The 10896-nt window shown below is 52.6% G+C and carries 7 protein-coding genes; 4 read left to right on the top strand and 3 right to left on the bottom strand.

Translation table 11 applies throughout. The features are described 5' to 3' along the window. Window positions 1-174: 174 nt before the first annotated feature. Both QVO51_RS07140 and QVO51_RS07145 read right to left on the bottom strand, forming a co-directional pair. The gene (locus QVO51_RS07140; protein ID WP_022357824.1) at window positions 175-423 is read right to left on the bottom strand and encodes a hypothetical protein; all 249 of its coding nucleotides are present in this window, start codon (window positions 421-423) and stop codon (window positions 175-177) included. Beyond that, entirely contained in the window at window positions 420-1163 is a 744-nt protein-coding gene (locus QVO51_RS07145) for a LytR/AlgR family response regulator transcription factor (protein WP_022357825.1), read from the bottom strand. The genes QVO51_RS07140 and QVO51_RS07145 overlap by 4 nt, the downstream gene beginning before the upstream one ends. 234 nt (window positions 1164-1397) lie before the next feature. Here QVO51_RS07145 and QVO51_RS07150 point away from each other — a divergent pair, with 234 nt between their 5' ends. Both QVO51_RS07150 and QVO51_RS07155 read left to right on the top strand, forming a co-directional pair. Beyond that, window positions 1398-7652 carry a hypothetical protein gene (locus tag QVO51_RS07150; protein WP_022357826.1) on the top strand — a complete coding sequence of 2085 codons (6255 nt, stop codon included), beginning with the start codon at window positions 1398-1400 and terminating at the stop codon, window positions 7650-7652. A gap of 123 nt (window positions 7653-7775) precedes the next feature. Beyond that, window positions 7776-8729 (top strand): hypothetical protein, encoded by a 954-nt coding sequence (locus QVO51_RS07155; protein WP_022357827.1) that lies wholly within the window; start codon window positions 7776-7778, stop codon window positions 8727-8729. Here QVO51_RS07155 and QVO51_RS07160 read toward each other — a convergent pair. Then, entirely contained in the window at window positions 8726-9103 is a 378-nt protein-coding gene (locus tag QVO51_RS07160) for an MmcQ/YjbR family DNA-binding protein (protein WP_022357828.1), read from the bottom strand. The genes QVO51_RS07155 and QVO51_RS07160 overlap by 4 nt on opposite strands. 238 nt (window positions 9104-9341) lie before the next feature. On the opposite strand from QVO51_RS07160, the gene hydE reads away from it, so the two are divergent. Then, entirely contained in the window at window positions 9342-10382 is a 1041-nt protein-coding gene (gene hydE, locus QVO51_RS07165) for a [FeFe] hydrogenase H-cluster radical SAM maturase HydE (protein WP_022357829.1), read from the top strand. Window positions 10383-10538: 156 nt separating this feature from the next. Then, the coding region (locus QVO51_RS07170; protein ID WP_288167973.1) for a hypothetical protein at window positions 10539-10896 on the top strand (358 nt) is incomplete at its 3' end.

The raw sequence follows: 10896 nt of genomic DNA on the forward strand, positions 1-10896 counted from the left end.
TACCGCCGCTATGCCGGTGGCTGCAAACTGAAACAGAGCTGCCTGCCAGCTGAACTGACCGGAGGTGCTCCCCGGATGGAGCCATGCATCATAGGCGTAGGAAAAATTGGAGACGAATGCGGACACCACACAGCTGAACAGGAATGTGCAGATGCAGCGGCTCCAGTCGGTTTTTTATGTCAGGCGATAGCCCACGCTGAACAGCAGCAGAGAGGGCAGCAGGATTATGTTGCAGTCCAGTCCCAGGGCAGCTGCACACCAGGCAGCAGCCGGAATATAGACCAGCAGCGTACCTGCCGCAAGCAATGCGGATTTTTTCGGCGAAAAACGCAGCTGTCGATGCATGGGCAGGTAGCACAGCATGGCAGAAGGGATCAGCACCAGAAACTGTACTGCCTGTTGCAGCCAATTCAGAATTGTCAAGAGGATCGCCTGCCTTTCTGTCCACTGCGGATTGCGGAAAAGCTGTAATGCAGCCAGGCTTCTTCAATGTTTGCCCTGTCCCTGACCTTAACCGGAAGAGTCTCACCGCTGCTCATGCGGCAGCCGTATTCCCCGAAAGCGGTGATGTGATCCATATTGACCAGCATGCCCTTGTTGATCAGCAGAAACCGCTTGTCCCGGGCAAGGGGATCGGCAAAGTCTGAAAATTTCATGCGTGTGCTGTATTTGTTCCCGCTGCTGTCCGTGATGCGCACATAATGGTCGTCTGCAACGGCGGAAACAAACTGCTCATACAACAGGCGGACAGTCTGCCTGTTGCTGGTGAATGTGAGGTATCTCGCCTTGGGAGGCATGACCCGGAGCACATCCTCCATGACCTTGCGGATTCGGTCTGGCTCAAATGGCTTTTGTATGTATTCAAAGGTGTGACAGGCAAATGCCTCCGGCATATGCTCCATGCTGGTGGTCAGAAAAATCAGAATACAGCGACTGTCCTGATGACGCAGAGCGGCGGCTGTTTCTGTTCCGGACATGCCCTGCATGTAGATATCCATGAACACCACATCAAAGCCACCCGGTTCAAAGTGTTTCAGGAAGTCTTCGCCGCTGGAAAAGCAATGGATCTCAAACTCCACTGCCAGCTCCGCACCCAGGCAGTTCAGAGCATGCTCCATGTTGGCGGATTCCTCCGGCATATCATCTACAATTCCAATGCGCACCTTTCACACCTCGCTCGTGTCTGTACACAGTATCCGGCTGTTCACAGCCACCCACTCTATTATACAATATCCGCAAGGCTTTTTCCACTCCTTCCGTTGACGTTTACGACAGAAAATTGACGTTCACGACAGTTTGATTGCAATGCTCCGCTGGATGTGGTATAATAAGGGCAACACAGTACCCTGCAGGCTCTGTGGGGATTTGTCTGAAATATACAGAAAGGAATGAAAGCGATGAAAAAAACACTGAAGAAACTGACGGCTCTGTTTGCCGCATTGCTGATGTGCGGATCACCCCTCCTGGAGTTCCCGGACGGCAGCTTCCGCCTGGATCTTTCAGCATGGGCGGCAGAGGAAACGGAGCATACGGAGCACAGCTATGACAACGGCTTCTGTACCTCCTGTCAGGCACTCCAGCCAGCCGAGCAGAATGCAGAGGCGACCTATGAGATCGGCAACGCAGGACAGCTGTTCTGGTTTGCGGCTCTGGTCAACGGTACCCTTACAGACGGAACAGAACAGAATACAGCAGCAAACGCCGAATTGACGGCGGATATTACGGTAAACAAATATGTAGTGAACGAGGACGGCTCGCTCAATGAATATGATGCGGATAGCTTTCGCCCATGGACACCCATTGGAGATCATTCCGTTCGGGGGAGCGAATTTAAGGGTGCGCTTGACGGAAAGGGTCATACCGTCAGCGGTCTTTATATTCAGGATACAAAGAAGATTGGCGTGGGGCTTGTGGGTGCAGCCAACGCCTCTGCAAGCATTTCCAACATCAGTGTTGTGGACTCCTATTTTTCCGGATCTAATTATGTAGGCGGCATCTGTGGAACTTTAAGGAACGGCAGCAGCATTGTAAACTGCTCTTTTGCCGGTTCCGTTACTGCTGCGGATAACGATGCCGGCGGTATCTGCGGCATGGCTGAAAGTACAAGCATCGAGCGTTGCTATGCGAACAGTACCGTGACCAGTTCTTTGTCGTGTTTGGGCGGCATTTGCGGCAGCGTAGACTCGGCATCGATCGACCACTGTTATTTCAACAAGGAGCGGTTCAGCGGAGAGGTCGTGAGCCGTACCGTTTCTTCTACCATTACAAATTCCTCGGGGGAGAGCGCCGCAGAGATGGCAAGCGGTAGGATTGCATATCTGCTCCAGGAGGGACAGTCGGAGCCGTTCTGGGGACAGAAGCTCGGCGAGGACAGTGATCCGATGCTGGGCGGCGCAAAGGTCTATCAGGTAGACGTATACAGCACCTGTGACAAGGCAGGCGAGCCTGGAGTCGGATACAGCAATACGGATCAGCCCCTGTACAGCCAGCATGTGGACTACGAGGCGCATAATGGCTTCTGCGTCTGCGGTGCAACTCCCCAGGCTGCTGCACAGAATGCAGAGGGGTACTACGAGATCTCCAACCCGGGGCAGCTGTACTGGTTTGCAGGGCTTGTGAACGGCACGCTTACAGGCGTGTCCCGGAACACCTCTGCCAATGCAGTGCTGACGGCGGATATCACGATCAATGAAAACGTGCTGCTGGAGGACGGTACCCTGAATGCGGAGAAGACAGCTGCGTTCCGCCCCTGGTCACCCCTGGGTGACGATTACATGAATCCCTATGCAGGTAATTTCAATGGCGGCAATCATACGATCAGCGGCCTGTATCTGGATATGGAACAGGGCAACGGCGGTTTTATCGGCATTCTGGAAAGCGGGAGAACTGTTTCCGATCTTACCATTGCGGATTCCTATTTCAAGGCGCCGACATCAGTGGGCGGTATCTGCAGTGTGGCCAACGGCAATATCCAGAACTGCCACAATGGGGCAACCCTGTCCGGTACGGCTTCCGGCGGCGGTATCTGCGGACAGAGCGGCACGGGAACGGTCATTTCCGGCTGTACCAATACCGGCAGGATCTTTGCTACATATTTCGGCGGCGGCATCTGCGGCTATTCCGGGAAGACTGCAACCATCAAAAATTGCTTCAATTCCGGTTCCGTCAGCGCAGGAGGCTGTGCCGGCGGCATCTGCGGATCCGGGTATGATACGTATTACATTCAGAATTGTGCCAACATCGGCACTGTGACCAACGACCAGGATTGTGCCAGCATCTGCGGTCAGCCCAGCACCAGCAGCAGCACCGGGCAGGGAGCGGTCATCACTGATTGCTATTACCTGGAGACGGCAGCGCCGGATGCCAATGCGGAGTCGCTGAACGGGGAGGCGTTTTCCTCCGGCAAGGCGGCATACCTGCTGCAAGGCTCCCAGCCGGAGCAGGCTTGGGGACAGAAGCTGGGGACGGATGCATACCCCATCCCCGGCAGTCCGGATATTGTGTATAAAAACGGTATCTTTGAAAGCTGTGAGCTGGAGCCGGTTGTGGTTTACGGCAATACCAGACAGAGCGTGTATAACGGACACGGTGGTTATGCATCCCACAACGGCTTCTGCGCTTGCGGAGAAACCATACAGCCTGCACTGCAAAATGAAGCAGGCGCATACGAGATCGGCAACACCGGACAGCTGCTCTGGTTTGCAAAGCTTGTAAACGGAGCCCTTGCGGATGTGGAGCAGAATCTGTCCGCCAATGCAGTGCTGACAGCGGATATTGTGCTCAACGAAAACCTGCTGAATGACCAGGGAGAACTGAACGAGGGAACATTCCGCCCCTGGACGCCCATGGGTACGGAGGATACGCCATACACCGGCAGCTTTGACGGACAGGGGCATGCCATCAAGGGAATATATCTGAATGAAAGCGGCACGGACAACGCAGGCTTGTTCCGTGCATCAAACGGCACGATCGCCAATCTGCGCCTGGTGGACTGCTATGTCATCGGACAGCGTAAAGTGGGTGCTGTCTGCGGCTTAAACAACGGAACCATTTGCAATTGCGCTGTTTCCGGTATGGTAACAGGCACTATAAATGTAGGGGGTATTTGCGGCTACATGGAGAAAAATGGGGTGGTGGAAAACTGCCTGAGTGATGCTCGTGTAACCGCCACCAATTATGTAGCCGGTGGAATCTGCGGCAGCAGCGGCGGAATCATCAGATACTGCCTGGTTTTGGGGTCCGTCAGCGGCAACACCATACAAGGCGGCATCTGCGGTGATTATTTAGGAATGTATGCAATCATACAGAACAGCTATTTTAACAGTGATGTATTTGACGGTAAGGTAATACAATATAGCGACAATTGCGAAATCATGGATTCTTCGGGCAAGACTGCCGCAGAGCTGGCAAGCGGTGAAGTTGCTTGTCAGCTGGGAGAAGCCTGGGGACAGAACATTGACAACGGAGAAACGGTTCAGGACATACCTGTGCTTGGAGGCGCAAGGGTTTACCTGAGACGGATTTACACCACCTGTAGCAGGTCGGATACCCCTGTCACTGTTTACAGCAATACCAACGGGGATCAGGCTCCGGCTCATGGTCTGAACAACGGCTTCTGTGAAACCTGCGGTTACATGGAGCCGGCTGTGCAGAATGCGGAAGGTACTTATGAGATTAGCAACGCCGGGCAGCTGTACTGGTTCGCAGGACTTGTGAACGGCACGCTGGAAGGCGTGGAGCAAAAACGATCTGCCAATGCTGTGCTGACAGCGGATATTGTACTGAACAAACATGTGCTGAACGATGCCGGCGAACTGAACCAGGGTACGTTCCGCCCCTGGACGCCCATGGGGATCAGCGATATGTCTTATTTTGGCATCTTTGACGGACAAGGGCATGCCATTCTGGGAATGTACCTGAATGAAAGCGGCACCGACTATGTAGGCTTGTTCCGTTCTGCATCCGGTACGATCACCAATTTATGCCTGGATGATTTCTATGTAAACGGGCAATCTAAAGTTGGCGGGATCTGCGGTAGAAACAGCGGAACCATCAAAGAGTGTTATACTTACGGTCTGGCAGTGGGGGAGTCTTATTTAGGCGGCATCTGTGGATGGAATTGTAATAGTGGCGTAGTGGAGCACTGCATCAATGATGCCTGGGTGACCGGAACAGAGAGCACCATCGAGATTGGCGGTATCTGCGGCGTAAACGACGCTTATCTGCAGGGATGCGCCAATACAGCCTCCCTGCAAGGGGACTATAATCTGGGCGGTGTGTGCGGCAGCAATAATCAGTCGATTATGAACTGCTACAACACGGGAGAACTGGAAGGTCTGATCGGTGTAGGCGGCGTTTGCGGATTGAATACGGGCTCTCTTGTGTGCTGCTACAGCTTCTGCAACGTAACGGGCAACGAAAATGTCGGCGGTATTGCGGGTTGGCAGAGCACAAAAGGAACTCTGGAAGTCTGCTATTTCAACAGCGATCTGTTCAGCGGTTCGGTATGCGGCGGCGAGGACGGTAAAATGGAGAAGTCCTCCCCCATGACTGCTGCTGCCTTTGCCTCCGGTGAGGTTGCATACCTTTTTCAATCCAGACTATTGGATTCTCCCTGGGGACAGCTGCTTGGTATGGATCCCATGCCGACGCTCTACAACCCGAATATTGTGTACAAAAATCAAGCATACGATAGCTGTGAGCTGGAAGCGGGTACGGTTTACGGCAATGCCCCGGCAGAGCCGGTTTACAACGGACACGGAGGCTATGAGTCCCGCAATGGGTTCTGTGCCTGCGGCAAGACGGTGCAGCCTGCTGTTCTGAACGACAACATGAAGTATGAGATCAGCAATGCTGGTCAGCTGTACTGGTTTGCCGGGCTTGTGAACGGTACGCTGGAGAATGTGGATCAGAACCGGTATGCCAATGCTGTGCTGACGGCGAATATCACAGTGAACCAATTTGTGCTGAGCGGTGGGGCGCTATCGGGAGAAGATCATCGTAAGTGGACGCCCATTGGAACACCCGGAGCAGCCTATGCAGGCACCTTTGACGGAAACGGTTACAGCATCAGCGGACTGTACGTGAACGATGCTGACCTGGATCATGTGGGACTCTTTGGAATGTCCGAGGGTAAGATCTGCAATGTCCGCATCATGGATTCCTATCTGCTGGGCAGGATTGCCGTAGGGGCTGTGTGCGGCTATAATGATGGTACCATCCAGCAATGCGCTGTGGAAGGCGTTGTAAAAGGCAGTACCAGTGTAGGCGGTATCTGCGGCGTCAATGATTCGGCTATCCTCGGCCACATTCAGAATTGCCAGAATGCTGCCAGTGTATCGGCAGATGCCAATGCCGGCGGCATTTGCGGCAGAAATGACGGAACCATTCAGAGATGCTGCAGCGTTGGGCAGGTGACCAGCAACCTATACGCAGGTGGTATCAGCGGCATCAATGACACTGAGGGAAGCATCGAAATCTGCTTCTACAACAGCGACGTGTTCAGCGGCGATGGGATCGGAACCGAGACTGGAAAATCAAAGGACGTTCTGGGAAAGAACGCTGCGGAACTCTATTCCGGCGAGGTAGCATACTTCCTGCAATCGGGACAGTCGGGTGAGATCTGGGGGCAGGATCTGGACAACGGAAAGATCCATCAGAGTGAACCTTCTCTGGACGGCGAAAAAGTATATCAGTACTTAACCTATGAAGGCTGCAACAACCAGGCGCCCTATACCGTTTCCTACAGCAACACGGCGCTGCAGGATACCTTCCGGGGGCATGTGTACGAAAACGGCAAGTGCAAGTACTGCGATTTCTTTGAAAATCAGGTTGGCGCACACCTGGCTGGTTATTCTCTGAGCCTGGGCGGCAATATCGGCGTTCGCTTCTACATGGAGCTGGATCCTCGCACTGTAGCACGCTTCGACAGCTATATGCTGTTTACTTTGCCCGATGGTCAGACTAAGAAGATCTATGTATCGGATGCCATAAGGGAGACCCGCAACAACCAGACCTATTATATCTTCAACTGTGAGGTCGCTCCGAAGGAAATGACTGCCCCGATTACAGCACAGATGTATGCCGACTCGCTGTGCAGTGAACTTTACACCTTTACGGTGGCGGACTATGCAGACTATATTTTCGACCACGAGAATCAGTATTCTGCGGAAACGGTGGCACTGACCCAGGAGATCCTGCGGTATGGTGCATACGCCAAGGCATACTTTGACGGGGATACTTTGGGCGCTGCTGAGGAAATGCGCGGCATCACTGCGGATACTCTGGCGGATGCAAATCCCACCGTATCCGGCACATTGCCGGAGGGCATTACCTACTACGGCTCTAGCTTGCTGCTGGAATCCGATATGATCCTGCGGCATTACTTCAAGGTGAAAACCGGTGTAGACGTGAGCCAATACGGCTTTAGCGGCAACAAGGGGGAGTATTACTATATGGATCAGCAGATCACCCCCGGCAGAACCGCTGCTGACTGTGTGATCGGCGATTACACCCTGCACTACGACACCATGTGCTATGTGCATGCAGTGCTGGCAAGTCCGGATGCGCCGGAGAATCTGCAGCAGCTTGCTGCGGCTCTGTATCTGTACAACCAGGCGGCGGCAGCATATCTGAAAAACGTAATTGGATAAACTAACAGCCTCATCGGGGAACCGATGGGGCTGTTTTTGCTTTCGGTGGTTGCAAGCAATGGATATTTGTGATAGAATATGATACAAAGCATCTGAATAAACGGACGAAAAGAGGTGGCATGCTTGAAACGATACAGGGTTGCTTTGTGTGGACTGATCCTGCTGATGGTGCTGGTAATGCTGAACGGATGTCATGCAGAATATGAATGTACCATTCAGTTCCAGGAGGGAACAGAGGCGGAGGGAATGCTGGAGCTGCTGATTCCACTGGCGGAGGAGGATCCGGAGTATCGTGAATACAAGGAGATTGAGGGTGTAAGGAAATCCGCACCCCCGGTGGCACTGCAGGATGGGAGCACATATCGGAGCATTCAATGGTATTCCCATCTGTCAGATATACGCACGAATCCGGGAAAGACTACGCTGTGCTTCAATGCAGCCGATGAGTTTCTCAATTTGTGTGAAACTCGTCAGAGCTTCCGGATCGCCTTGGTGGATTCCCAGGGGAATCTGCTTCAGCTTTCGGAAGAATACCCCTTTCAGTCCGGAAAGCAGAGCTATCTGGTGCCGCCCATCCTATACAATCCGGAAACCAATACGGTGCTGCCCCAGTACCGGTATCGGCAGACCTTTTCGCAAGTGATCCGGGATCTGATTTTGTATTGGATGATGATGATCGTGCCTTGGTCAGCCATTGCAGATCTGATTACAATACTGGTACGAAGATGGACTGGCAGTGCGAGTGTTTCCAACCGCTATTACCAATTATGGCTTCCTGCATTATGTCTGCCAAGCCTGATCTATCTGGGTTGTACCTTATACGAGGCATTCCAGAGCACACTGACAAGTCGGGAGGCATGGAAGCGGTTTTGTGAGCTTATGCATTTTTTCCACAAAGGAACTATGCTGGTTTGCCGTCCCCTATCTGATCCTGTTGCTTTTGGGTTGCTGGAATGTGGTGAATCGGATTCGCCACCGGGCACGAAAAAAACTGGACCCGCCGCAATAATTGGATTTGAGGCAACACCTTCTGCCCGGCAGGAGGGGCTTTGCGTGTGGGGACAACTATTGCCTTAGGATTCCATCTTGCATGCGTTTGACTCGGTGGCAGCGTAGCTCATATCCAGGAGCATTTTGATGGTTTCGTCCGATGCGCTGTCGTCCAGCGCCACTGTGATCCAGTGGGCTTTGTTCATGTGATATGCAGGAAAGCAGCCCGGCCGCTCCCGAAGGGAAGGAATCAGCAGGGGATCGCATTTCAGATTGACCACATCCAGCATATCCGAACCGGACAGCCCGAGTTTATCTCTGGATATGTTCATAATCAGTGCAAACCATTTGCGGTTGCCCCTGTGGCGAAACACCTTGTGCCGGGGATGACTTGCCCAGGGACAGTCCGACTCCGACGGGTACCAGGCAAGGATGAATTGTTCAAATTCTGTTCGATTCACTGTGGTCGCCTCCTGATTGGAATAAGGCAGCACCGCACAAAGAATATGCAGTAGATGTTGGGCGGATTTTTCGTCATCAGATGCTGTGCAAAGCCGCCAGGCTAGCTCTGTGCAATGTTGCTGTAAGTATGTCCTTATTGTACCACAAACAAGGCATCACAGCAAGGCTTCTCACCTTGACAAAATCCTATGGGTTCGGTATACTATATCATAGAAACCTATACAGAAAGGAAACGCCATGTATTGCAAGGAATGGATTGACAAGCTGGAGGTACAGCCCCTGGAGCGGGCAGAATACATCCGGCTGCTGTCTGACTATACAGAGGAAGATCGGTTGTACGCCCAGGAAAAGGCACGGAAGATCGGAGATCGATACTTCGGAAAGCAGATCTTCGTCCGGGGACTGATCGAATTTACAAGCTACTGCAAAAATGACTGCTATTACTGCGGTCTGCGTCGGAGCAATCCCAAGGCGAAGCGCTACCGACTGACAGAGGAGGAAATCCTGGATTGCTGCCGGGAGGGGTATGCCCTCGGCTTCCGCACCTTTGTACTGCAAGGGGGAGAGGACGCTTATTTCACCAGGGAGCGGATGGTACACATAATCCGGCAGATCAAAGGTGCCTATCCGGACTGCGCTCTGACCCTGTCCATCGGGGAGCGGTGTCAGGCGGATTATGCAGCATTCCGACAGGCCGGGGCTGACCGGTATCTGCTGCGGCATGAAACGGCGGATCCGGCACATTACCGTGTTCTGCATCCAGAGCCCCTTTCCCTGGAGCATCGGATCAAATGCCTGGAAACGCTCAAGGAACTGGGTTTCCAGACCGGCTGCGGCTTTATGGTGGGATCCCCCGGGCAGACTCTGGAAACCCTGGCAGAGGACTTGCTGTTTATCCGGCGGTTGCAACCGCAAATGGTAGGTATCGGCCCCTTCATTCCCCATGGGGACACCCCCTTTCATAACCAGCCCCAGGGGACTCTGGAATTGACGCTGTTTCTGCTGAGCCTGATCCGGATCCAGCAGAAACAGGTGCTGCTGCCTGCCACCACGGCGCTGGGTACGATTGATCCCCGAGGGCGGGAGCTTGGGATTCTGGCTGGTGCCAATGTGGTGATGCCAAACCTTTCTCCGGTGGCAGTGCGGAAAAAATATTCTTTGTACGACAACAAGATCTGTACCGGGGAGGAAAGCGCCCAGTGCCGTTCCTGTCTGCAAAAGCGGATGGAGTCCATCGGCTACACTTTGGTGACTGACCGGGGGGATTATCCTGCGTAGCTGCTCCATTCTCAATTAAATGGACAAAAAAGTTCAATGAATCGCCGGATTGCTTCCTTGCGTTTTGAACAAAGCACGGATTTCGGAGGCGGACTGTGCAAAGCGCACCGCAGGTTTTGCGCAGTGTTGCCCTACAGCTTATAAGCGGAGGAATATATGCTCGATAAAGCTCAGGAAGACATGATCCAATCAATTTGCTTTGGATTGAAAAAAATAAAAAACAAAAGTAAAGTCCTTATAATTCTCCAGTTAATTACTGACGTTTATTTGTTTTCAAGCTTGCTTATGGAACTAATATCGTCGTTCTATGCATTGCCTTTCATAACGCTGATTGTTATTATAGTGAAAGCGGTACTTACGAGCATGAAACGAGATACTGTATCATGTGCTATATGCTCAGCACTCAATTTATCAGCCTTTGCAATGGCATTTGCTTTTAAAATAATAGATTATAATACTGCCGCTGCATTTATAATCGCCTTCATTATTTATGGTCTGCGCATAAAGCAATGTG

Origin of the sequence: Ruminococcus sp. CAG:379 (genome assembly GCF_000434255.1) — a bacterium.
GTDB lineage: Bacteria > Bacillota > Clostridia > Oscillospirales > Ruminococcaceae > Ruminococcus_F > Ruminococcus_F champanellensis.

Excerpts from the sequence above, each read along its gene's own strand:
- QVO51_RS07150 (WP_022357826.1), top strand. The coding sequence starts at position 1,398 with ATGAAAAAAACACTGAAGAAACTGACGGCTCTGTTTGCCGCATTGCTG.
- hydE (WP_022357829.1), top strand. The coding sequence starts at position 9,342 with ATGTATTGCAAGGAATGGATTGACAAGCTGGAGGTACAGCCCCTGGAG.